Source organism: Sphingomonas sp. CV7422 (assembly GCF_027945725.1).
GTDB classification, from domain to species: domain Bacteria; phylum Pseudomonadota; class Alphaproteobacteria; order Sphingomonadales; family Sphingomonadaceae; genus Sphingomonas; species Sphingomonas kyungheensis.
The window spans coordinates 3,145,889-3,170,089 of record NZ_CP115900.1 but is presented as its reverse complement, the minus strand read 5'-3'; the positions used below and the strand labels follow the sequence as shown (position 1 = coordinate 3,170,089).

At 67.3% G+C, this 24,201-nt stretch carries 21 protein-coding genes, 1 tRNA gene and 1 riboswitch; of the genes, 16 read left to right on the top strand and 6 right to left on the bottom strand.

Annotation, left to right across the window (positions count from 1 at the left end; genetic code table 11):
* Positions 1-3: 3 nt before the first annotated feature.
* Positions 4-1,314 carry a sugar MFS transporter gene (locus tag PBN85_RS15040; protein ID WP_271299490.1) on the bottom strand — a complete coding sequence of 437 codons (1,311 nt, stop codon included), beginning with the start codon at positions 1,312-1,314 and terminating at the stop codon, positions 4-6.
* 117 nt (positions 1,315-1,431) lie between these two features.
* On the opposite strand from PBN85_RS15040, the gene PBN85_RS15035 reads away from it, so the two are divergent.
* From PBN85_RS15035 to PBN85_RS15010, 6 genes are all read left to right on the top strand, one after another.
* A complete protein-coding gene (locus tag PBN85_RS15035) occupies positions 1,432-2,565 on the top strand; it encodes an aldose epimerase family protein (protein ID WP_271299489.1) in 1,134 nt (377 codons plus the stop codon).
* A 1-nt stretch (position 2,566) separates the two neighbouring features.
* A complete protein-coding gene (locus PBN85_RS15030) occupies positions 2,567-4,348 on the top strand; it encodes an IlvD/Edd family dehydratase (protein WP_037535467.1) in 1,782 nt (593 codons plus the stop codon).
* Positions 4,349-4,948: 600 nt separating this feature from the next.
* On the top strand, positions 4,949-5,863 hold the full coding sequence (locus PBN85_RS15025) for an ROK family protein (protein WP_152542351.1): 915 nt from the start codon (positions 4,949-4,951) through the stop codon (positions 5,861-5,863).
* Between the two features lie 49 nt (positions 5,864-5,912).
* Positions 5,913-7,787, top strand: coding sequence for a putative bifunctional diguanylate cyclase/phosphodiesterase (locus PBN85_RS15020; RefSeq protein ID WP_271299488.1), 1,875 nt, complete (start codon positions 5,913-5,915; stop codon positions 7,785-7,787).
* 317 nt (positions 7,788-8,104) lie between these two features.
* Positions 8,105-9,907, top strand: coding sequence for an ATP-binding protein (locus PBN85_RS15015; RefSeq protein WP_271299487.1), 1,803 nt, complete (start codon positions 8,105-8,107; stop codon positions 9,905-9,907).
* Positions 9,908-10,103: 196 nt separating this feature from the next.
* On the top strand, positions 10,104-10,679 hold the full coding sequence (locus PBN85_RS15010; protein ID WP_152542259.1) for a hypothetical protein: 576 nt from the start codon (positions 10,104-10,106) through the stop codon (positions 10,677-10,679).
* 85 nt (positions 10,680-10,764) lie between these two features.
* On the opposite strand, the gene PBN85_RS15005 is transcribed toward PBN85_RS15010, so the two are convergent.
* Entirely contained in the window at positions 10,765-12,705 is a 1,941-nt protein-coding gene (locus tag PBN85_RS15005; RefSeq protein WP_271299486.1) for a beta-N-acetylhexosaminidase family protein, read from the bottom strand.
* A 117-nt stretch (positions 12,706-12,822) separates the two neighbouring features.
* Positions 12,823-12,932: riboswitch (SAM-I-IV-variant riboswitch) on the top strand.
* 53 nt (positions 12,933-12,985) lie between these two features.
* On the opposite strand from PBN85_RS15005, the gene PBN85_RS15000 reads away from it, so the two are divergent.
* Positions 12,986-14,056, top strand: coding sequence for a threonine aldolase family protein (locus tag PBN85_RS15000; protein WP_271299485.1), 1,071 nt, complete (start codon positions 12,986-12,988; stop codon positions 14,054-14,056).
* 449 nt (positions 14,057-14,505) lie between these two features.
* Here PBN85_RS15000 and nusG read toward each other — a convergent pair whose 3' ends face one another.
* The 4 genes from nusG to PBN85_RS14980 form a co-directional block, all read right to left on the bottom strand.
* Positions 14,506-15,042: a transcription termination/antitermination protein NusG gene (gene nusG / locus PBN85_RS14995; RefSeq protein ID WP_037534189.1), complete on the bottom strand. Its 537-nt coding sequence runs from the start codon at positions 15,040-15,042 to the stop codon at positions 14,506-14,508.
* 10 nt (positions 15,043-15,052) lie between these two features.
* Positions 15,053-15,250: a preprotein translocase subunit SecE gene (gene secE / locus PBN85_RS14990; protein WP_017979500.1), complete on the bottom strand. Its 198-nt coding sequence runs from the start codon at positions 15,248-15,250 to the stop codon at positions 15,053-15,055.
* 190 nt (positions 15,251-15,440) lie between these two features.
* Positions 15,441-15,584 (bottom strand): hypothetical protein, encoded by a 144-nt coding sequence (locus PBN85_RS14985; RefSeq protein ID WP_200870397.1) that lies wholly within the window; start codon positions 15,582-15,584, stop codon positions 15,441-15,443.
* 99 nt (positions 15,585-15,683) lie between these two features.
* Positions 15,684-15,759: transfer RNA gene (locus PBN85_RS14980), tRNA-Trp, on the bottom strand.
* Between the two features lie 152 nt (positions 15,760-15,911).
* Between PBN85_RS14980 and PBN85_RS14975 the strand changes: the two genes are divergently transcribed.
* From PBN85_RS14975 to PBN85_RS14935, 9 genes are all read left to right on the top strand, one after another.
* Complete coding sequence (locus PBN85_RS14975) at positions 15,912-16,928, top strand: alpha/beta fold hydrolase (RefSeq protein ID WP_271299484.1); 1,017 nt, start codon at positions 15,912-15,914, stop codon at positions 16,926-16,928.
* Positions 16,929-17,137: 209 nt separating this feature from the next.
* Positions 17,138-17,509: a 30S ribosomal protein S12 gene (rpsL, locus tag PBN85_RS14970; RefSeq protein WP_010185487.1), complete on the top strand. Its 372-nt coding sequence runs from the start codon at positions 17,138-17,140 to the stop codon at positions 17,507-17,509.
* Between the two features lie 60 nt (positions 17,510-17,569).
* On the top strand, positions 17,570-18,040 hold the full coding sequence (gene rpsG, locus PBN85_RS14965; RefSeq protein WP_037534182.1) for a 30S ribosomal protein S7: 471 nt from the start codon (positions 17,570-17,572) through the stop codon (positions 18,038-18,040).
* Positions 18,041-18,124: 84 nt separating this feature from the next.
* Complete coding sequence (fusA, locus tag PBN85_RS14960) at positions 18,125-20,221, top strand: elongation factor G (protein WP_037534180.1); 2,097 nt, start codon at positions 18,125-18,127, stop codon at positions 20,219-20,221.
* Between the two features lie 234 nt (positions 20,222-20,455).
* Positions 20,456-21,649 (top strand): elongation factor Tu, encoded by a 1,194-nt coding sequence (gene tuf / locus PBN85_RS14955; RefSeq protein ID WP_037534177.1) that lies wholly within the window; start codon positions 20,456-20,458, stop codon positions 21,647-21,649.
* A gap of 270 nt (positions 21,650-21,919) precedes the next feature.
* Positions 21,920-22,228 carry a 30S ribosomal protein S10 gene (gene rpsJ / locus PBN85_RS14950; protein ID WP_007406109.1) on the top strand — a complete coding sequence of 103 codons (309 nt, stop codon included), beginning with the start codon at positions 21,920-21,922 and terminating at the stop codon, positions 22,226-22,228.
* A 289-nt stretch (positions 22,229-22,517) separates the two neighbouring features.
* Positions 22,518-23,267, top strand: coding sequence for a 50S ribosomal protein L3 (gene rplC, locus PBN85_RS14945; protein ID WP_037534176.1), 750 nt, complete (start codon positions 22,518-22,520; stop codon positions 23,265-23,267).
* A 2-nt stretch (positions 23,268-23,269) separates the two neighbouring features.
* On the top strand, positions 23,270-23,896 hold the full coding sequence (gene rplD, locus PBN85_RS14940; protein ID WP_037534173.1) for a 50S ribosomal protein L4: 627 nt from the start codon (positions 23,270-23,272) through the stop codon (positions 23,894-23,896).
* Entirely contained in the window at positions 23,889-24,200 is a 312-nt protein-coding gene (locus PBN85_RS14935) for a 50S ribosomal protein L23 (protein WP_037534171.1), read from the top strand. The genes rplD and PBN85_RS14935 overlap by 8 nt, the downstream gene beginning before the upstream one ends.
* The last annotated feature ends 1 nt before the right edge of the window (position 24,201 follow it).

Sequence of the window (24,201 nt, the reverse complement as noted above, 5' to 3'; positions counted from 1 at the left end):
TCCTCAGGCGACGGTCTGGTCGCCAAGGCTCGCCGTCGGCTTCGATCCCCACAGCGCGTAGGCGAGCACGATCACCTCGCACGCCATGGTCAGGAAGAACGAATTCTGCAGGCCGTAATGATCGGCGAGCCAGCCCTGCACGACGACGAGCGCGCCGCCGGCGATCGCCATGATCATCAGACCCGATCCTTCCTCGGTGAGCGGGCCGAGGCCGCGGATCGCGAGGGTGAAGATCGTCGGGAACATGATCGAATGGAACAGGCCGACCGCGATCAGCGCCCACATCGCTTCCGGACCGGTGGTGAAGGTGGCGATGGCGACGACGACCAGCGCGCCGAAGGCGAACACCGACAGCACGCGCTCGGGCGCGATCTTCTGCATGACGACGCTGCCGACGAAGCGGCCGACCATCATCCCGCCCCACAGCAGCGACAGGTAGCGCGACGCCTGTTCGTGCGTCACCGCGGCGATCTGCGGCTGCGACACGAAGTTGACGAACAGGTTGGCGACGCCGATCTCGGCGAGCAGATAGGCGATCATCGTCGGGATGCCGAGCGTCAGGTTGCGGTGCTTCCACAGCGAATGCTGGTGCCGTTCCGCCTTGGCGGCGCGCTGCGTCGCCGCGCCGAGCGCGGGCAGCGGGAAGCGCGCGATCACCACCGCCAGCACGACCAGTACGATCGCGACGAGCACATAGGGCAGGATCACCGACTGGGCGTCGGCATAACGCTGCGCCTGGCTGATCGTCGCGCCCGCCTCGGCGGTGCCGCTGCGGCTGCGGCCGAGGATCAGATAGCCGGCGAACAGCGGCGCGAGCGTCGTGCCGAGCGAGTTGAACGCCTGCACCAGATTGAGCCGCGACGATCCCGTCTCGGGCGGCCCGATCACGGTGACATAGGGGTTGGCGGCGACCTGGAGCAGCGTGATGCCGCTGGCGATGACGAACAGCATCACCAGCGTCACGCCATAGGACGGAATGCTCGCGGCGAGCGTCATGCCGAGCGCACCCGCCGCCATGATCAGCAGGCCGATGACGATCGCACGCTGATAGCCGACCCGCTCGATCAGCTTGGCGGAGGGAATCGAGGCGAAGAAATAGGCGATGAACCAGACCGATTCGATCAGCGTCGTCTGGGTGTAATCGAGCTCGAACACGCTGCGCAGATGCGGCAGCAGCACCCCGTTGATGACGGTGATGAAGCCCCACATGAAGAACAGACTCGCGAGCAGGCTCAACGCCTTGCGATACGATCCCCCCGCGCCCACCGCGGCGGGTGCCGCACCGTTCGTCGTTACGCCAATCGGTCCTGCCATAATCTCGTCCCTCTCCGCCTGTCGCGCGTTCGGCTGCCTTGCGCGCCGGGTATTTGTCAGACTATATAGTCCCGACGCGCCCGGTCAATGCCGGCGATACACGCTCAGGAGGGGGCAATGAAGCTTCGGAAGGCTATCTTCATCGCAGGCGCGGGATTGACCGCGCTCGCCGCCGCACAGGCCGATGCCGCGACCACACAGCGCGAGGCGGCGGGACGACTCGCTGACGGCACCGCGATCGAGGCGGTGACGCTGACCGCTGCCAACGGCGTCTCGGCGCGCGTGCTGACCTATGGCGCGACCTTGCAGAAACTGTCGGGGCCGGACCGCGACGGCAAGATCGCCGACGTGCTGCTCGGCTATGACGATGCCGCGGACTATGCCGCGCATCCCAATTATTTCGGCGTCACCGTCGGCCGCTTCGCCAACCGCATCGGCGGCGGCAAGTTCACGCTCGACGGCAAGACGTATCAGCTGCCGCTCAACGACAAGGTCAATTCGCTGCACGGCGGCCAGGTCGGCTTCGACAAGCGCCTATGGCGGATCGTCTCCGCCAAGGACGGATCGGCGACGCTGGCGCTGACCAGCGCCGACGGCGACCAGGGCTATCCCGGCAAGCTCGACGTCACCGTCACCTATACGATGGCCGACGACGGCGCGCTGACCATCGCCTTCGGCGCGAAGACCGACAAGCCGACGGTGGTCAACATGACCAACCACGGGATCTTCAACCTCGCCGGCGAGGGGTCGCCGCTCGGCATCCTCAACCAGCGGCTGACCATCCCGGCCAAGGCGATCACCCCGGTCGACGCCAATCTCGTGCCGACCGGCGAGCTGCGCCCGGTGGCGGGCACGGTGTTCGATTTCCGCAGCGGCCGGATGCTGGGCGAGGGCGTGCGCGACGGGCATGACCCGCAGATCGTGATGGGCCACGGCTACGATCACAATTTTGCGCTCGACAAGGGCCTGACCGCGACGCCGCAGCTCGCCGCGCGGCTCGAGGATCCCGTCTCGGGCCGCGTGCTGGAAGTGTCGAGCACCGAGCCGGGCGTGCAGATGTACACCGGCAACTTCCTCGACGGCAGCTACATCGGCAAGAATCGTCACGTCTATCGGATGGGCGACGGCGTCGCGCTGGAACCGCAGAGATTCCCCGATGCACCCAACAAGCCCAATTTCGCCTCGGCCCGGGTCGATCCCGGCAAGCCGTATCGTCACGTGATGATCTACAAACTTTCGGTGGCCAAATAATATGACGCAATTGCGCAGCCGTGCCTGGTTCGACAATCCGGCGAACATCGACATGACGGCGCTCTATCTGGAGCGCTATCTCAACTTCGGCCTGTCGCTGGAGGAGCTGCAGTCGGGCAAGCCGATCATCGGCATCGCCCAGACCGGCAGTGACCTCAGCCCGTGCAACCGCCACCATCTGGTGCTGGCGGAGCGGGTGCGCGAGGGGATTCGCGAAGCGGGCGGGATCGTGCTCGAATTCCCGGTCCATCCGATCCAGGAGACGGGCAAGCGGCCGACCGCCGGGCTCGACCGCAACCTCGCCTATCTCGGGCTGGTCGAGGTGCTGTACGGCTATCCGCTCGACGGCGTGGTGCTGACGATCGGCTGCGACAAGACGACGCCTGCCGCGCTGATGGCCGCCGCGACGGTCAACATCCCGGCGATCGCTTTGTCGGTCGGGCCGATGCTCAACGGCTGGCACAAGGGCGAGCGCACCGGATCGGGGACGATCGTGTGGAAGGCGCGGCAGCTGCTCGCCGCGGGCGAGATCGACGATGCCGAATTCATCCGGCTCGTCGCCAGCTCGGCGCCATCGACCGGCTATTGCAACACGATGGGCACCGCGACGACGATGAATTCGCTGTGCGAGGCGCTCGGCATGTCGCTGCCCGGCTCGGCGGCGATCCCGGCGCCCTATCGCGACCGGCAGGAAGTGTCCTACCGCACCGGCAAGCGCATCGTCGAGATGGTGCAGGACGATCTCAAGCCGTCCGACATCCTGACCAAGGCGGCGTTCCATAATGCGATCAAGGTCAATTCGGCGATCGGCGGATCGACCAATGCGCCGATCCACCTCGCCGCGATCGCGCGCCACATCGGCGTCGACCTGCCGCTCAAGGACTGGGAGACGGAGGGGCACAAGGTGCCGCTGCTCGTCAACCTGCAGCCCGCCGGCGAATATCTCGGCGAGGATTATTATCGCGCCGGCGGCGTGCCCGCGGTGGTCAACCAGCTGATCGGCCAGGGGCTGATCGACGAGGGCGCGCTGACCGTCAACGGCAAGACGATGGGCGAGAATTGCCGCGGCGTCGCGATCGAGGACGAGAAGGTGATCCGCCCCTTCGACCAGCCGCTGGTCGAGGATGCGGGCTTCATCGTCCTGTCGGGCAATCTGTTCGACGCGGCGGTGATGAAGACCAGCGTGATCTCGCCCGAATTCCGCGACCGCTATCTCTCCAACCCCGACGATCCCAATGCGTTCGAGGGGCCGGCGGTGGTGTTCGACGGGCCGGAGGATTACCACCACCGGATCGACGATCCGGCGACCGGCATCACCCCTGAGACGCTGCTGTTCATGCGCGGCGCCGGGCCGATCGGCTATCCGGGCGCGGCGGAGGTCGTCAACATGCGGCCGCCTGCCTATCTGATCACCGAGGGCGTCCATGCGCTGCCGTGCATCGGCGACGGCCGCCAGTCGGGGACGAGCGGATCGCCGTCGATCCTCAACGCCAGTCCCGAGGCGGCGGCGATGGGCGGGCTCGCGCTGCTCAAGACCGGCGACCGGGTGCGCGTCGATCTCAACACCGGCACCGCCAATGTGCTGATCTCCGACGCCGAATTGATGGATCGCCGGGCCGCGCTGGCGGCGGCGGGGGGCTTTGCCTATCCCGCCTCGCAGACGCCGTGGCAGGAGATCCAGCGCGCGGTGGTCGGCCAGATGAACACCGGCGCGATCCTGGAAGGATCGGAAAAATACCAGCGGATCGCGCAGACGATGGGGTTGCCGCGCGACAACCATTGATGCGGGCGAGGGCGGGGTGCCTGGCGGCGTCCCGTCCTTGTCGGTGGGGTGAGACCGGGGTTTCGCGGATGATTGCCTGAGCGCTCGGTTCGGATCGATACCCGCGCAGGCGAGGTCTAAGCCAAAGTCTCGGCACCACCCCGGCGGAGGCCGGGGTCCAGTTGGGGGCCGGTCAGTGGGTGTCACTGATCTCGCCGGACTGGACCCCGGCCTACGCCGGGGTGGTGCTGAAAGGTGATATCGCCCGTTCTCCAAAGGTCGCCTGTAGGCGAGGGCTAGTGGCCACGCTAAGGTGTGACCTTCGGCATCAGGAGCACCGTGCGCCCCGCTTCCGCAGGACCGCTGCGAAAGCGGGCCTCGTTGCCCACCGTCACCGTGTTCCTGCCCAAGCAGGACCCCGCGGCCAGGCAGAGCAACGACTGACCCGCTTCGTGACCCTGGGCTCCTGCGCGCGCAGGAGTACGGGCGCGGATTCGGCGAGGCCTCACCTCCACGGTAACACGGGTGGCGCAGGGGGCAGCCTCGCCCCCGTTACACATCCGCCGGGGTCGACTTTCGCGTCTGGCCCGCTAACTCGACGTCGTCGAAGGAGAAACGATCGTGATCAGCGTCCCCCCTCTGGTAGCCGGCGTCGAATTGGGCGGGACGAAGATCGTCTGCCTGCTGGCCCGTGGACCGGATGCGATCGAGGATCGCGTCCAGCTGCCGACGACGCGCCCCGACGAGACGCTGGCGGCGATCGAGCGGGTGCTCGACGGCTGGGGCCGGTTCGACGCGCTCGGCATCGCCAGCTTCGGGCCGATCGCGATCGACCGCGACGCCGCCGATTACGGCCAGATCACCTCCACCCCCAAGCCGCATTGGGCGGGGACCGACGTCGCCCGCCGGCTCGCCGCCCGCTATGAGGTGCCGACCGGCTTCCACACCGATGTCGTCGGCGCGGCGCTCGCCGAGGCGCGCTGGGGCGCCGCCGCGGGGCTGCGCGACGTCGCCTATGTGACGGTGGGCACCGGGATCGGCGTCGGGCTGATCGCCAATGGTGTGCCGGTCGACGGGCTGACGCATAGCGAGCTCGGCCATCTCCGCCCCGACCGGCTCGCCGGCGACGACTGGATCGGCATCTGCCCGTTCCACGGCGGCTGCCTGGAAGGGCTCGCCGCCGGCCCGGCAATCGGCGCCCGCGCCGGCCGCAAGGGCGAGGACATCGCCGCCGACGACCCCGTCTGGGAACCGGTCGCGCACGTCCTCGCGCAGCTCTGCCATACGTTGGTGCTTACCGGCGTGCCGCGGCGGATCGTGATGGGCGGCGGCGTGATGGTCGGCAACGATCACCTGTTCCCGCGCATCCGCGCCGCGATGGTCAAGAGCCTCGCCGGCTATATCGCGCTGCCCGAGATCGCCGAACCCGCCTTCGTCGTGCCGCCGGCGCTCGGCGGCAATGCCGGGCCGCTCGGCGCGATCGTCCTCGGCGGGCAGGCGCTCACCCAGCATCTGGCTTCGTTCACAGCCTCTTAACCGTATTTCCTTAGCCCTTTCGCAACGTTGAGAGGGACAAGCCGTGTCGATGACTGCCGATCCCGCGCGCGCGCTGCCCAAGCGGCTGCTGATCATCGACGACGAAGAGGCGATGCACGACAGCTACCGGCGCAGCTTCGCGCCGCCGCGCGGACCCGATGCCCCGGCGCTGGGCGCAATGGCGGCGGCGCTGTTCGGCGCCGACCCCGCCGCCGAATCGCCGGGCTTCGCGCTGACCCATTGCCGCCAGGGCGAGGAGGCGGTCGCCGCGGTCGAGCGCGCGCTGGCCGACGGCGCGCCCTTCGCCGCCGCGTTCATCGACGTGCGCATGCCGCCGGGGATCGACGGGCGCGAGACGGCGCGGCGCATCCGCCGCATCGATGCCGAGATCAATCTGTGCATCGTCACCGGCTATTCCGATTTCTCGCCGGTCGAGATCAGCAAGGTCGCCGGGCCGGCGGACAAGATCTTCTACATCGCCAAGCCGTTCGAGGTCGCCGAGATCGTCCAGACCGCGACCGCGCTGGCGGATCGCTGGCAGGTCGACCGCGCGCTCGCCGCGACGCGGGCGCAGCTCGCCGAGCAGATCGTCCAGCTCGAACAGCAGGCCGCCGAACTCGCCGCCAACGAAAGTCGCGCGCTGCATCTCGCCACGCATGATTCGCTGACCGATGCGCCCAACCGGCTCGCCTTCTTGCGCGCGCTCGGCGACCGGGCGCGCCGGCCCGGCCGCTTCGCCATCGCGATGCTCGATCTCGACCGGTTCAAGCTGATCAACGACACGCTCGGCCATCTTGCCGGCGATGCGCTGATCCGCGACGTCTATGCGATCCTGACCGCGACCGCGCCGGAGGAGGCGATCGTCGCGCGGCTCGGCGGCGACGAGTTCGGCGTATTGTTCGACACCGCCGGCGACGACGCCGCGACGATGGCATGCGACCGGATCATCGCCGCCTGCGCCGGCACGCACCGATTGTTCGGCCATGCGGTGCAGAGCGGCGCCTCGGCGGGACTGGTCGTCGTCGACGGCGCGGGGGTCGACCCACTCGATTCGCTGCGTCGCGCCGATCTCGCGCTCAACGATGCCAAGCGCGTCGGCCGCGGCGTCACCCGCCTGTTCGACGAGACGATGGACGAGGGCATCCGCTTCCGCCGCCGCGTCGAACAGGGACTCGCGCGCGCGGTCGAGCGCGACGAACTGCGCCTCGTCTATCAGCCGATCGTCGCGCGCGGCGAGCTGGAGGTGGTCGGCTTCGAGGCGCTGGTCCGCTGGGACAGCGCGATCTACGGCCGGATCAGCCCGGCGGTGTTCATCCCGATCGCCGAGGAAAGCAACGTCATCCACACCATCGGCGACTGGATCCTCGCCGAGGCGCTGGCGATGGTGGCGCGGCTGCCGCAGCAATATGTCTCGATCAACTTCTCGCCGCGCCAGTTCCGCCGGCACAATTTCGTCGCCCATGTCATGGAGAGTGCGCAGCGGGCCGGCGTCGCGCCGGGGCGGGTGCAGATCGAGATCACCGAAACCGCCATCTTCGACGATGCCGAGCGCGCCGCCGAAACCTTGTTCCGGCTGCGCCAGATGGGCTTCCGCATCGCGCTCGACGATTTCGGCACCGGCTATTCGTCGCTCTACAATATCCGCAAATTCGCGCTCGACAGCCTCAAGATCGACCGCAGCTTCATCGACGGCATGGGACGCGAGCGCGAATCGGCGGCGATCGTCCATTCGATCATCCATCTCGGCCGCGCACTGGGACTCGAGGTGGTCGCCGAGGGGGTCGAGACCGTCGCGCAGGTCCAGGCGCTGCGGCTTGCGGGTACCAGCCATCTGCAAGGCTTCTTCTTCTCGCAGCCGGTCGACGGCGATGTCGCGGTGATGCTCGCCGAACGCCGCGTGCTCGCCGGCGGTGCGGCGGTGTAGGTGGCGCGGCTGGTCGTGCCGGGGTGCGGGCGGCGTAACGGACGGTGTTTTGCAGAGGTCTCGCCGGCGCGGGAGTATCGGTGCCATCGGGGAGCGCCCTGTGCTCGGCACGAGCCTCGAAGGCGTCCGGCAACATCTGGCCACGGCGGCGATCGTGCAGAGAGTCCGCCGGTGTCGGGATGGCGGGATGGCTGGAGAGGCAGTGTTCCACGCTCCCGTGACCGCGCGGCCCGGCCAGCCTCCCGTCCCCGCCAAGGACGCCGTTTGACCGGCGGTAAGCCGCATCCGCCGCGCCGGCCCGCGGCGTGGCGTCGCTGATGCCGCGTCGGTTCGCCCGGCGGCTGCGGGCGCCGCGGTCGCTTGGCGCCAAGCTGGTGCTGATCCTGACGATCGTCGGCATGGCGGGGGCGATCGGCATCACCGTGCTGCTCGCGGCGGTCATCACCCCGAGCTTCGACGCGCTCGAGGCGAGGGCGGTGCGCGCGAATGTCGAACGGACGCACGCCGCGCTCGCCGATGCCGCCGCCGCGGTCGAAACGGCGACGCGCGACCAGGGCGATCGCGCGCACGGCGATGCGGCGATGCGCACGGGCGGCGCCGACAGGAAGCCGGTGCCGCGCGATCCCGGTATCGACGGCGTCGCTTATGTCGATCGCGATGGCACGATCCGCAATGTGCGCTGGCGCGGTGCCGACGGCGCGGGCGCGGCGGCGCTGCGCACCGCGATCACCCGGACCGATCTCGCGCGGATCGTCGGGCAGGGCCATTCGGGCCATGTCTTCGCGCGGCTCGGCGAGCAGGTCGCGGCGCTCGGCGTCGCGCCGTTGCGTGGCCGGGAGGATCGTGGCGCGGCGCGCGGATTCGTCGTGATGGCGCGCCTGGTGACCGGGCAGGCGCTTTCCGATCAACTCCATCTGGCGGCGCGTATCGATCGTACCGCGCGCGGCGACGAGCGGGTCGTGATGGACCATGGCCGGCTCGACATCGCGGTGCCGATCCGCGGCGCGGACGGGCGGACGATCGCCGCGGCGCGCTTCGCCATGCCGCGCGAGGCGATGCTGCTCGGCCGGCGGATGCTGTCCTTCGCAGTGGCAGGGTCGACGCTGCTGCTGCTGCTCCTGCTGCTCGTCCTGCGGCGGGTGATCGCACGGCTCGTCCTCCAGCCGTTGCGGCGGGTGGAACGGCATATGGAGCAGGTGCGCGCCTCGGGGGTGATCACGCGGTTCGACGACGCCGCGCGGCGCGACGAATTCGGCTCGCTCGGCCGCAGCCTCGACGCGATGCTCGCGCAGCTCGAGGGCTTGCGCGAACAGGTCGAGGCGCAGGGCTTCGCGCTCGGCCGCAGCGAGAGCGCGGTGGCGGTGATGCACAACGTCCGCAACGCGCTGACCCCGATCAGCACGATCCTCGGCCAGGGCATCGCCCAGCCGCCGCCGATCGATCGCGCCACCGTCGCGCGGGCGCTCGCCGAACTGGGCGAGGCGGATTGCTCCGCCGAACGCCGCGCCCGGCTCGCCGCCTTCGCCGTCGCCGCCTTCGCCGCCGAGGCCGAAGCGCGCGAGACGATGCGCGGCGAGCTGCGCATCGGCCGCGAGGCGATGACGCACGTCCTCGACATCATCGGTCAGCAGCAGCGGCAGGCGCACGAACGCCCGCCGCTCGAAGCCTGCGACCTCGGCGAGATCGTTGCGCGCAACGCGGCGATCGCCCGCTATGCCGACAGCGCGTCGATCGCGTTCAGCTTTCCTGCCGGACACTATCCCGTGTGCGCCAACCGGGTGATCCTCAGCCAGGTGATCGGCAATCTGCTCGGCAATGCCGCCGAGGCGATCGCCGCGACCGGGCGCGGCAGCGGCAGTATCGGCGTGACGATCCACACCGCCGGCGGGCAGGTCGTCTGCCGGATCCGCGACGACGGCGAGGGGTTTGCGGCGGCGACGGGGGCGATGCTGTTCCAGCGCGGCTTTTCGACGCGGGCGCACAAATCCGGCGGGTACGGCCTGCACTGGAGCGCCAATGCGATGATCGCGATGGATGGCACGCTGCGGCTCGACAGCGAGGGGTCGGGGCGCGGCGCGATCGCGACCCTTGCGCTACCAGTTGTGCAATTGATTGCGTAAGTTGTGCAGTCTCGAAAATGCAAGTGATTATCGGTACTAATCGGCCGGATATTGGCATGACATAGGTAACATGCTAAATATTAAAGCATAATCTATGTTAGGGAGTGAGGGCGTGCGACCTGCGACCATTTGGCTGATGGCGGCATTGCTGCTGACAAGCTGCGACAAACTCAATGAATCCGACAAGAACACCTTTATGAGCGTGATCGGTCACTATTTGACAAAGACGCCGCCATGCATCACCTTGCCGCAACATGGCTGGAGCGGCAGCGATGACGAGCAGGATTTTCCCGTCATCCTGGCATCGCCGGCCGAACCCGACCTGAGCGAGGCCGAACGGCGCGAGCGGCGCGAGGACATGGCGCCCTATGAGGCGCTGGCCAGCGCCGGCCTGCTCTCGGCGACGCCGAAGGGGTTCGACGAGCGGCAGCCGGGCGGCGGTACGCGGCGCGTCGCCGGCATCGCCTTCGACCTGACCGACGCGGGCAAGGCGGCGCGGGACAAGCGCCGCGCCGGCGACAGCGCGACCTTCTGCTACGGTACGCCGACGATCGACGACATATTGCGCTATTCCGGCCCGACCGAAGCGGTCGGGATGAAGGTTTCCCAGGTCCGCTACCGCTACCACCTCGCCGACCTGCCGGATTGGGCGACCAATCCGAAGGTGCGCGAAATCTTCCCCGACATCCGCCGCGAAACCGCCGGCCCGCAGGAGCGCGACGCGACGCTGATCCTCACCAATGAGGGCTGGAAGCATCAGGGGGAGCTGTAAGGCCGCGATGCCATACAGGGCGGGGCGGTCAGGGCCGCCACCTGGTGATGGAAGGCGCAGCCCGGCGGCCGCGCCTTCCGTTCGCTCACTCCGCGGCGATCAGCCCCGGCGCGTCGGAGATGAAGCGGTCGAGCACGCCGTCGGCGATGCGCACGGGGCCGTCGAAGCGGGTCGCGCCGGGGATCGTCCGGATCGTCGCGGCCTGCGTGGCGAGCGCACGCGCCTCGGCGAAATAGCGGGGCGCGGCGGCGTCGCCATGATCCGCCGCGGCGAGGCCGGCGGCGGTGAGCTGGAGCGCCCGGCCCCATAGCGGCAGCGCATCGAGCCACGGCTTGGCCTGTGCGGCGAAACCGGGATCGACCGTGCCGGCGCGGATGATGTCGGCCGCGCCGGCGAGCGCATCGGCACGCTCGGCCAATGCCCCGATCGCCGCCTGCCGCGCGGCGGCATCGCCGCCGGCGATCGTCTCGCGGACGTGATCGAGCAGCGCCTTGAGCTGCGGCGCCTGCTCCTGCCACGGCTGGCTGCCGAAGGTCGGCGCGATATGCTGGGTGTCGAAGAACAGCAGCAGCGCCGCGGTCGCCTGCGCGTCGCCGCCGGCGAGCGCGCGCGCCGCGGCATGCCAGGTGAGCGTGGCGTCATAATCGGTGTCGTTCCAGCCGAAGGCGGCGACGCCGGTCACCGCGACGCGGCTCGGCGTTTCCTGGTTCATCGGGTTGGAAAGGATGCCGGTCAGCTCGCCCGACAGGCCCGCCTCTCGCCGCGCATAAGGCGCGAGCAGCAGCCGGCCGGTGGTCTGCGCATAGTCGTTGACCGGGTAATTGTCCCACAGCAGCGTCTTGCGGCCGAACGCCTTGGTCGCCGCCTTGGCATCGGGGATCGAGATCGCCGGCGGCACCACGTCGGTGCCGGTCCATTGCACGACGATCCGCGGGTCGAGGTGCTGGCGCAGCGCGGCCTTGTACGGCGTTTCCTTGGCGTCGTAATATTCGGTCGGCACCATGATCAGCGGCCGCGCGCGTGCATCCTTCGCCGTGAGATAGCGCTGCACGCCGTTGAGCAATTGCGCCTGTGCGACGCCCGCCGCCTGCGCGCCCGACGGACCGAAGGCGGCGGTATCGCCCGCACAATTCCACTTGGTATATTCGATGTCGTCGAGCGCGACGTAGAAACTGGTGACGCCGATGCCGCGCAGGGCATCGAACTTGTGCTCCAGCGCCGCGGCGTCGGCAGGGTCGGAGAAGCAGATGCTCGGCCCCGGCGAGATCGCGTAGACGAAGTCGACGTGATTGCGCCGCGCCGTTGCCGCGAGCGTGCCGAGCGCGCTCAGCGTCGCGGCGGGATAGGCCTCGCGCCATTTGTCGCGCGCGAACGGATCGTCCTTCGGGCTGTAGACATAGGTATTGGCCTTGACCGTGGCGAGGAAGGCGAGGTGGCGGCTGCGGTCTTCCATCGTCCACGGCTTGCCGTAGAAGCCCTCGATCGTGCCGCGGATCGGCATCGCCGGATGATCGCGGATGGTCAGCGCCGGCAGGCGCGGGCGGGTGGCGAGCTGGCGCAGCGTCTGCACGGCGTGGAACAGGCCGTCGCCGTCATGGCCGGCAAGCGTAACGAGCGCGCCGCGATCGAGCGCGCGCACCGTCAGCGTATAGCCTTCGGCCCGATCGTCGCGGGCCGCCTGGCTGCGCGCGAGCGCGGCACGGACCGGTGCGGTGTCGTCGCCGCCGATCACCACATAGGTCGCATCGAGCCCCGTCGGCAGCGCCTTGGCACGGGTGAGGGTGCGGACCCCGGCCTGCAACAGGATATCGCTGATCGCCGCGACGGTCGCCGGCTCGGTACCCGGCGCGACCACCAGGGTCGCCGCGGTACCGAGCGGCACCGCGCCGCCGGTCATCGTCAGCGCGGCCGGGGCGGGGAAGAGCGCGGGCGCGGTCACCGGATCGGCGGCGGCGGCAGCGCTGCTCCAGACGATTCCTGCGGTCAGTGCCGCGAGGGCGCCGATCCTGTCCAAGCGTCGCATCATCCTGCTCTCCGGTATCCAATTGGTATTATGACGGCTTAGGCAGATGTCGGCGCGCGGGCAAGCCGCCCCGCGGCGACCTTACCCCCTTGATCGTATACCGTCGGGCGGCTACAGGCACTGCAGCATCAAGAGTCGGGATGACGCCCGACACCAACCTGCTCCCGGGCAAGGTGGTGCCGCCACGCAAGTGGCGGGATGTGGCCGGACCGGCAATCCACGGGATCACGCCACATATCACGTCGTCCCGTCCGGTGCCGCCAACCGAAGAAGGACCCGAGACGTGACCGACGCCCAGCAATTCGCCAGCGACAATTATGCCGGTATCTGCCCGCAAGCCTGGGCGGCGATGGAACAGGCGAATCGCGGTTCCGCCAGCGCCTATGGCGACGACGACTGGACGCAGGCCGCCGCCGATGCCTTCCGCACCCTGTTCGAGACCGAATGCGAGGTGTTCTTCGCGTTCAACGGCACCGCCGCCAATTCGCTCGCGCTCGCCTCGCTATGCCAATCCTACCATAGCGTGATCTGCTCGGCGCAGGCGCATGTCGAGACCGACGAATGCGGCGCACCCGAGTTCTTCTCGAACGGATCGAAGCTGCTCGTCGCGCCGACCGAGAGCGGCAAGCTCGATCCCGCGGCGATCCGCCGCCTCGCCACCGGGCGCGCCGACATTCATTTTCCCAAGCCGCGCGTGGTGACGATCACCCAGCCGACCGAGACCGGGCAGGTCTATACCATCGCCGAGATCGAGGGGATCGCCGCCGTCTGCCGCGAACTCGGCCTGCGCCTGCACATGGACGGTGCGCGCTTCGCGCATGCCTGCGCGACCTTGGGCTGCGCGCCGGCGGACATGACGTGGCGCGCCGGCGTCGACGTGCTGTGCTTCGGCGGCACCAAGAACGGCATGGCGGTGGGCGAGGCGGTGTTGTTCTTCGACCCGGTCCTCGCGCAGGATTTCGACTATCGCTGCAAACAGGCGGGGCAGCTCGCCTCCAAGATGCGCTTCCTGTCGGCGCCCTGGGTCGGCCTGCTGGAAAGCGGGGCGTGGCTCGACAATGCCCGCCACGGCAATGCCTGCGCGCAGCGGCTGGCGGCGGCGGTGGCGGCGCTGCCGGCCGTCGCGCTGATGTTCCCGGTCGAGGCGAATGCCGTATTTCTCACCGCGCCGGACGCAATGCTCGACGGGCTGCGCGCGCGGGGATGGAAGTTCTACACCTTCATCGGTGGCGGCGCGCGCTTCATGTTCGCTTGGGACGCCGACCCGGCACGGGTGGACGAGCTGATCGCCGATCTGCGCGCGGTGGCGGGCGTAGCGGAGCCAGCCGAGGCACGGGTGCTGGCGGACGCCTAGGGGGCGGGGAGCGGCTGGCGGGCGGCTGACGCCGCAGGTGATTCGCGCGAAGGCGCGAAGACGCGAAGAGGGTGAGACACCTCTTCGCGCTCCGTCTCAGTTTTCGCAGCCGCAGACCGCACGACATCTCCGCGCCTCCGCGTGAACCCATTCTCCTTTGCGTCTTCGCGTGATCGTTTAGCCGCTCGCAAGCCAAGCAGCGGGTCTTGGTTCGCGCGGAGGCGCGGAGGCGTCGCGTTCGAGGGGCCTTTGCGGTCCCCGCCATGGGCCGCAATTGCGGGGTATTCGCTCCTGCGGAGCGGTGGATGCCGGAGCGGGGCTGGCGTGACGGCGTGCTTGTGCGGGATCCCGCCGGAGCCGGCCGGCCTTCGATCGGTCGACTGCGATCCCAATGAAAAAGGCCGGAGCGTCGCCGCCCCGGCCTCGTCGTCGCGTGGATCGCTGTCCGCTTACTTGGAGCGTTCGACCTGTTCGAAGTCGAGCTCGACCGGCGTGGCGCGGCCGAAGATCGACACCGACACCTTGACCTTCGACTTGTCGAAATCGAGTTCCTCGACGATGCCGTTGAAGCTGGCGAACGGACCTTCGAGCACCTTGACCGCGTCGCCGATCTCGTAATCGACCTTGACCTTGGTCTTCGGCGCGGCGGCCGCTTCTTCCTTACTGTTGAGCATCCGCGCGGCTTCCGCCTCACTGATCGCCTGCGGCTTGCCCATGCTGCCGAGGAAGCCGGTCACCTTAGGCGTGTTCTTGACGAGGTGGTAGACGTCGTCGTTCATGTTGAGCTTGGCGAGGACATAGCCGGGCATGAACTTGCGCTCGACCGCGATCTTCTTGCCGCGGCGGGCCTCGGTCACCGTCTCGGTCGGCACTTCGATCTGCTCGACGAGCTGTTCGAGGCCGAGCCGCGTCGCCTCGGCCATGATCGCGTCGCGGACCTTGCCCTCAAAGCCCGAATAGGCGTGAATGATGTACCAGCGCGCCATCTAAAAACCCTTACTTCGCGAGCTTGAGCAGCGCCTGGACGACCGCGTTGAAGAACGTGTCGACGCCGAGGAAGAACAAGGCGAGGATCGTGGTCATGATGACCACCATCACGCCCGTCATGATCGTCTCGCGCCGGGTCGGCCAGACGACCTTCTTGGTCTCGGCCTGCACCTGACGGATGAATTCGATGGGGGTCGTCTTCGCCACTGTGTCTCAAAACCCGCTGGAATTGCGAAAATCCGTATCGCTCCAGACATAAGCCCGGCGCCGCTTCCCCTGATGTGGGGAACCGGCATGGCCCGTCCTCGCTGTCGGATGGCCTGCGCAGATAGCCGCGCGGGGCAGCAAAGGCAAGTCTTAGGCGGAGATGCGGCGCGCGACGGCGGCGCCGGGACGATCAATGGCCGTAGGTCTTGATGCCGCGACGGCGCAGTTTCTCGCGCTTGCGGCGCCGCAGATATACGATCAGCATCGGTATTCCCACCAGAAGCAGGATGCCGATGATGCCATAAACAAGCGTAAATCGCGTAGCCTCGTCCATGCGGCGCTATATAGCAGGCTGGTCGCGGACGTCACCGGTCGAGTGACAAAAATTTCATTGTGTCACATCAAGCACATAGGAACATATGCTTGGAAAGACTGGCAGGAGTGCACGGACTCGAACCGTGGGCCCTCGGTTTTGGAGACCGATGCTCTACCAACTGAGCTACACTCCTGCAGCGCCGCGGCCTCTACCGCCTTGTCGCGAAAAGGGCAAGATGCTCTTGCGATGGTGTGATGGCCACTGCGGCGGCGGGCGATCCGAAGGTGACGCCCGCTTCCTGTCCCCCTATGGCGCCCGGGCATGACGAGGCGAAGGAGAGACGGCGTGGCGACGATCAGGGCGATGACGGCGGCCGTCCTTCTCGCATGGGCGCCGGGGGCGGCGGCCGCCGCCGATCCGGTCGCCGCGCCGGATCTGGGACCGAATCTCGAACGCTTCACCTATCCCTGGCCGGTGCAGACGATGACCGTCGATATCGTCGGCCAGCCGGCGACGATGGCGTTCATGGATGTCGCCCCGGCGCGGCCCAACGGCCGCACCGTCGTGCTGCTGCACGGCAAGAATTTCTGCGGCGCGACCTGGGAGAGCAGCGCGCGGGCGCTCGCCGAGGCCGGCTATCGCGTGCTGATCCCCGATCAGATCGGCTTTTGCAAATCGGCCAAGCCGCGCGCCGCGCAATATAGTTTCGAAATGCTCGCGACATTTACCCGCCGGCTGATGGAGTCGCGCGGTATCCCGCGGGCGGCGATCGTCGGCCATTCGTTCGGCGGCATGCTCGCGATGCGCTTCGCCATCCTCTACCCCGATGCGGTCGAGCGGCTCGTGCTGGTCAATCCGCTCGGCCTCAAGGACCGGTCGGAGGAGGGGCTGCCCTATGCCGATGTCGACACCTTGTGGGCCGGCGAGCGCAAGACGAGCTACGTCTCGATCAAGGCCTATCAGCAGGCCAATTATTATCACGGTACATGGAAGCCCGCCTACGATCGCTGGGTGTGGATGCTCGCCGGCATGTATCAGGGGGCGGGGCGCGACACGGTGGCGCTGGCGCAGGCCAAGACCAGCGAGATGATCAAGACGCAGCCGGTGGCGCACGAACTCTACCGGATCAAGGCGCCGACGACGCTGCTGATCGGCGCGCTCGACCGCACCGCCTTCGGCCGGGCGCAGACGCCGCCCGACCTGCGCCGCTTCCTCGAGGCGATTCCGGTGGTGGCGCGGCAGGCGGTGACGCAGATGCCGAATGCGACGCTGGTGCCGATCGACGGCCTCGGCCATTCGCCGCAGGTCGAGGATCCGGCGCGATTCGAAAAGCTGCTGCTGACCACGCTCGCCAAGCGGTGACGGCGGGGCGCGTTCCGCCCCGTTGACCCGTCGCCCGACTCCGCGTATAGGCCGCCCCCGTCCGTGGGAGCGATCCGACGGACATGCTTGAACATTGCTGGATGCATTGTGGGGCCGGGGTGGCGCATGCGCCGCCTTCCGTCCCTTTTTGTATTCCGAAGTGCTGTGATGGCTCCAGCAAAGTAACCCACATACGAGGTGAAGGCTTCATGCCGACGATCAACCAGCTGGTCCGCAAGGGCCGCGACCCGCAGAAGGCCAAGTCCAAGGTCCCTGCGATGGAGCAGAACCCGCAGAAGCGCGGCGTCTGCACCCGCGTCTACACGACGACCCCGAAGAAGCCGAACTCGGCGCTGCGCAAGGTGGCCAAGGTCCGCCTGACCAACAGCCGCGAAGTGATCAGCTATATTCCGGGCGAAGGCCACAACCTGCAGGAGCACTCGGTGGTGCTCATCCGCGGCGGCCGTGTGCGCGATCTTCCCGGCGTCCGTTACCACGTCCTGCGCGGCGTGCTCGATACGCAGGGCGTCAAGGATCGCCGTCAGTCCCGCTCCAAGTACGGCGCCAAGCGTCCGAAGTAAGCCGGTTGGCCCCGTTGCTCGGGGCTCGACCACCAGGCTGAAGTTAGAAAGGTTTTTGAAATGGCACGTCGTCGTCGTCCCGAAAAGCGGGTCATCCTGCCTGATCCCAAGTTCGGGGATGAGGTTCTCTCCAAGTTCATGAATTCGGTCATGCTCGACGGCAAGAAGTCCGTCGCCGAACTGATCGTCTACGGTGCGCTCGAGACCGTCGAAAGCCGCGCCAAGCGCGAGCCGATCGGCGTGTTCCACGACGCGCTGAACAACATCAAGCCGGGCATCGAAGTGCGTTCGCGCCGCGTCGGCGGTGCGACCTATCAGGTCCCCGTCGAGGTGCGTCCCGAGCGTGCGCAGGCGCTGGCGATCCGCTGGCTGATCGCCGCGGCCCGTGCGCGCAGCGAGAACACCATGTCGGCGCGCCTGTCGGGCGAGCTGATGGACGCCGCCAACAACCGCGGCAACGCGGTGAAGAAGCGCGAAGACACGCACCGCATGGCCGAAGCCAACCGCGCCTTCAGCCACTACCGCTGGTAAGGCTTGGAAGCCTCGACCTTCTGACCTATATCGTGGGGAGCCGGCGGAAGCTGCGCTCCCCACATCTCTAAGGAAACCACGATCATGGCCCGCAGCCATCCGCTCGATCGCTATCGCAACATCGGCATCATGGCGCATATCGACGCCGGCAAGACGACCACGACCGAGCGCATCCTCTATTACACCGGCAAGTCCTACAAGATCGGCGAAGTGCACGAAGGCACCGCGACGATGGACTGGATGGAGCAGGAACAGGAGCGCGGCATCACGATCACGTCCGCCGCGACGACCTGCTTCTGGACGGCCGAGGAGGGCAAGGGCCTCGAGCATCGCATCAACATCATCGATACGCCGGGCCACGTCGACTTCACGATCGAGGTCGAGCGGTCGCTGCGCGTGCTCGACGGTGCGGTCGCCTGTTTCGACGGCGTTGCCGGCGTCGAGCCGCAGTCGGAGACGGTGTGGCGTCAGGCCGACAAGTACGGCGTGCCGCGGATGTGCTTCATCAACAAGCTCGACCGGACCGGCGCCGATTTCTATTTCTGCGTCGATTCGATCGTCGAGCGCCTCGGCGCGCGTCCGGCGGTGCTGTATCTGCCGATCGGTATCGAGGGTGGCTTCAAGGGCCTCGTCGACCTGGTCGAGAACCGCGCGATCATCTGGCTCGAAGAGAGCCTGGGCGCGAAGTTCGAATATCAGGCGATCCCCGACGATCTCGCCGAAAAGGCCGCCAAGTATCGCAGCGACCTGATCGAGATGGCCGTCGAGCAGGACGACGCGCTGATGGAAGCCTATCTCGAGGGCAACGAGCCGAGCACGGCCGACCTCAAGAAGCTGATCCGCAAGGGCACGCTCAACATGTCGTTCGTGCCGGTGGTGTGCGGCTCGGCGTTCAAGAACAAGGGCGTGCAGCCGCTGCTCGACGCGGTCGTCGACTACCTGCCGAGCCCGCTCGACGTGCCGGCGATCAAGGGCGTCAAGCTCGACGGCGAGACGCCGGACGAGCGTCCGTCGGACGATTCGGCGCCCTTCTCGGCGCTCGCGTTCAAGATCATGAACGATCCGTTCGTCGGGACGCTGACCTTCGCGCGCATCTATTCGGGCAAGCTCGAAGCGGCGTCGCAGGTGACCAACTCGGTCAAGGACAAGAAGGAAAAGGTCGGCCGCATGCTGCTGATGCATGCGAACGACCGCGAGGACATCCAGGTGGCCTATGCCGGCGACATCGTCGCGCTGGCGGGTCTCAAGGACACCACCACGGGTGACACGCTGTGCGCGATCAACGCGCCGATCATCCTCGAGCGGATGGAATTCCCCGAGCCGGTGATCGAGCTGTCGGTCGAGCCGAAGACCAAGGCCGACCAGGAGAAGATGGGCGTCGCGCTCAATCGTCTCGCCCGCGAGGACCCCTCGTTCCGCGTCTCGTCGGACTCCGAATCGGGCCAGACGATCATCAAGGGCATGGGTGAGCTTCACCTCGAAATCCTCGTCGATCGCATGAAGCGCGAGTTCAAGGTCGAGGCGAACGTCGGTGCGCCGCAGGTCGCCTATCGCGAATATCTCGCGAAGAAGGTCGACATCGACTACACCCACAAGAAGCAGTCGGGTGGTTCGGGTCAGTTCGGTCGCGTCAAGCTGACCGTCGTTCCCGGCGAGCGTGGTTCGGGCTTCCAGTTCTTCGACGAGGTCAAGGGCGGCAATATTCCGAAGGAATATATCCCCTCGGTCGAGAAGGGCATGCGCGAGACGGCCGAAACCGGATCGCTGATCGGCTTCCCGATCATCGATTTCGAGGTCCACCTGTATGACGGCGCCTACCATGACGTCGACTCTTCGGCGCTGGCGTTCGAAATCTGTGCGCGCGGCGCAATGCGCGAAGCGGCGCAGAAGGCCGGCATCAAGCTGCTCGAGCCGATCATGAAGGTCGAGGTCGTCACGCCCGAGGATTATCTCGGCGACGTCATCGGCGACATGAACAGCCGTCGCGGCCAAATCCAGGGCACCGACAGCCGCGGCAACGCGCAGACGGTCGAGGCGATGGTGCCGCTGGCCAACATGTTCGGCTACGTCAACCAGCTCCGCTCGTTCACCCAGGGCCGCGCGCAGTACAGCATGCAGTTCTCGCATTACGACGAAGTCCCGAGCAACGTCGCCGACGAGATCAAGGCGAAGATGGCGTGAGGCGCACGGGGCCAGGGCAACCTGGCCCCGGAATGCTGACCGGTCGGTCGGCAGGTCGCCGCAGCCGATCCCGTCCGCCGACACCGGATTTGCTCCGGTGCCGGTCGCTCCGGCGAAACGATTGTTTCGACTGGGCGACGGGCGGGCAGGGGCTGGCATAACCAATCAACACCCGCTAAAGGGCCGCGTTCGCGTGGCCCCGGCGGCACCGAATTCGAATCAGAAGGTAGGAAAATGGCTAAGGCAAAATTCGAGCGGAACAAGCCGCACCTCAACATCGGCACCATCGGCCACGTCGACCATGGCAAGACGTCGCTCACCGCCGCGATCACCAAGGTCCTGGCAGAGACGACCGGCGGCACCGCGGTCGACTTCGCGAACATCGACAAGGCTCCGGAAGAGCGCGAGCGCGGCATCACCATCTCGACCGCGCACGTCGAGTATGAGACGACCAACCGCCACTATGCGCACGTCGATTGCCCGGGCCACGCCGACTATGTGAAGAACATGATCACCGGCGCGGCGCAGATGGACGGCGCGATCCTCGTCGTCTCGGCGACCGACGGCCCGATGCCGCAGACCCGCGAGCACATCCTGCTCGCCCGCCAGGTCGGCGTGCCGGCGATGGTCGTGTTCATGAACAAGGTCGATCTGGTCGACGACGAGGAAATCCTCGAGCTGGTCGAGCTGGAAATCCGCGAGCTGCTCAGCTCGTACGAATTCCCGGGCGACGATATCCCCATCATCAAGGGTTCGGCGACCTGCGCGCTGTCGGGTTCGAACGACAAGTTCGGCAAGGACGCGGTCACCGAGCTGATGCAGGCGGTTGACGACTACATCCCGCAGCCCGAGCGCCCGCTCGACAAGCCGTTCATGATGCCGATCGAAGACGTGTTCTCGATCTCGGGTCGTGGTACGGTCGTCACCGGCCGCGTCGAGACCGGCATCGTCAAGGTCGGCGAGGAAGTCGAGATCGTCGGTATCCACCCGACCGTCCGCAAGACCACCGTCACCGGCGTCGAGATGTTCCGCAAGCTGCTCGACCAGGGCCAGGCCGGCGACAACGTCGGTGCGCTGATCCGCGGCGTCGCCCGTGACGAGGTCGAGCGTGGCCAGGTGCTCTGCAAGCCCGGCTCGATCAAGCCGCACACCGACTTCCAGTCGGAAGTGTACGTGCTGTCGAAGGAAGAGGGTGGCCGTCACACGCCGTTCTTCGCCAACTATCGTCCGCAGTTCTACTTCCGCACCACGGACGTGACCGGCACCGTCGAGCTGCCCGAGGGCACCGAGATGGTGATGCCGGGCGACAATATCGCCCTCGGCATCAAGCTGATCGCGCCGATCGCGATGGACGTCGGCCAGCGCTTCACCATCCGTGAGGGCGGTCGTACCGTCGGCGCGGGCGTCGTGAGCGGCATCGACAAGTAAGTCGCCGTACCGGCGGTCCGCCGCCGGCACGATCAACAGCGGCCCGGCTCTCCAAAAAAGGAGAGTCGGGCCGTTGCTATTTTATGAGGGCTCCTTTAAGGCCCGCCCTCCAAGTTTTACTGAGTTACGGCTCTTTCTCGTCGTCGCGCGGCATCCGTCATAACGGGTCGCGCGATCTCATCCCGCCGGTCCAGCACCAGCGGCACGAGTCCTCCGCCCAGCCGGCGGTGGAGACGGCCGGGGTCGTGCTCCTTCGCATCGGTAGGGATCATGGACAGCAATATCCGCATTCGCCTCAAGGCGTTCGATCATCGTGTGCTCGACCAGGCGACCGGCGACATCGCCGACACCGCGCGCCGCACCGGCGCGCTCATCCGCGGCCCGATTCCGCTGCCGACCCGCATCGAGAAGTTCACCGTCAACCGCGGTCCGCACATCGACAAGAAGTCGCGCGAGCAGTTCGAGGTGCGCACCTACAAGCGTATGCTCGACATCGTGCAGCCGACCCCGCAGACGGTCGACGCGCTGATGAAGCTCGACCTCGCCGCCGGTGTTGACGTCGAGATCAAGCTGGCGTAATGGCCCGCATCCCGCGGTCGACGTGAGTCCCGCGGGTTTGCTGTTTTCCGCCTCTGGCGAAACAGCGGTTTGGGATCTCCGCCTCGCGCGGAGCACCTGACAGACACGAGATACCGCCGGCCGCTTCGGTTGCCGGGACAGCGTCTCCCGTCATGTTCCCGGCAACGGGAACGACCAGCCCGGGACGGGGCGACGTGCATACAATCGGGTTGGGCGGCGCCTTTTGCGAGGCGCCACACGCACGTACGGGAATGGTCCCGGGCGTGCCTCTGTTGAGGAGTGACGGATCATGCGCACTGGCGTGATCGCGAAGAAAATGGGTATGACCCGCCTGTTCCAGGATGATGGCCGCCACGTGCCGGTCACCGTCCTGCAGCTCGAAGGCTTGCAGGTCATTGCCCGTCGCGAACAGGATCGTGATGGCTACACCGCCGTCCAGCTTGGCGCTGGCGTCGCCAAGGCCAAGAATGTCGCCAAGCCGCAGCGCGGCCACTTCGGCAAGGCCGAAGTCGAGCCCAAGGCGGTGGTTGCCGAATTCCGCGTCAGCGAGGACAATCTCCTCGACGTCGGCGCAGAGATCTCGGCCGAGCATTTCGTTGCCGGCCAGCTGGTCGATATCCAGGGTCGTACCCAGGGTAAGGGCTTTGCCGGCGGCATGAAGCGCTGGAACTTCGCCGGTCTGCGCGCGACGCACGGCGTGTCGGTGTCGCACCGCTCGCTCGGTTCGACCGGTCAGCGTCAGGATCCGGGCAAGGTCTTCAAGAACAAGAAGATGGCCGGTCACATGGGCGACCGTAACCGCACCCAGCAGAACCTCGAGATCGTCGGTACCGACGTCGAGCGCGGCCTGATCTTCGTCAAGGGCTCGGTGCCCGGATCGAAGGGCGGCTGGCTGTTCGTCAAGGACGCGGTCAAGGTCAAGGCGCATGCCGACGCTCCGTACCCCGCCAGCCTGAAGCAGGCTGCCAACAGCAACACCGCAGCCGACACGCCCGCAGAGACGAGCGCGCCGGAAGCTACCGACGGCCAGGAGGGCTGAACGTGAAGGTCAAGGTTCAATCCTTCGCCGGCACCGCTGCGGCGGACGTCGAGCTCAACGACGAGGTCTTCGGCCTCGATCCGCGCGCCGACATCCTGCACCGCGTGGTCACCTGGCAGCTCGAGAAGCGCCGCGAGACGGCCCGTGGCACGCGTGAGCGCGCCGACGTCGCCCGGTCGGGCAAGAAGTTCGGTCGCCAGAAGGGCGGCGGTACCGCCCGTCACGGCGATCGCCGCGCTCCCGTCTTCATCGGCGGTGGTAAGGCCCACGGCGCCCGCGTCCGTGACTTCAACCCGTCGCTGAACAAGAAGATTCGCGCGCTCGGCCTGAAGATGGCGCTCAGCAGCCATGCCAAGGCCGGCTCGCTGATCGTCATGGACAGCATCGCGGTCGAGAACAACAAGACCAAGACGCTGGTCGGCGATCTCGCCAAGCTCGGCTTCGGCAAGACGGCGCTGGTCATCGACGGCGACGCCGTCGAGACGAGCTTCGCGCTCGCCGCGGGCAACCTGCACGGCATCAACGTGCTGCCGAGCGCCGGTGCCAACGTCTACGACATCCTGAAGGCTGACACGCTGGTGCTGACCCGCGCGGCGGTCGAGAAGCTGGAGGCTCGCTTCAATGGCTAAGCAGCAGAAGGCCGTCGACAACCGTCACTATGACGTGATCGTCGCGCCGCACATCACCGAAAAGGCGACTTTGCTCTCCGAGCATAACGCCGTCGTGTTCAAGGTCGCGGGCGACGCGACCAAGCCCGAGATCAAGGCGGCCGTCGAGGCTCTCTTCGACGTCACCGTGACCGGCGTGAATACGATCGTCCAGAAGGGCAAGACCAAGAAGTGGAAGGGCGCTCCTTACCAGCGCTCTGACATCAAGAAGGCCATTGTCACCCTGAAGGACGGCCAGTCCATCGACGTGACGACGGGGATCTAAG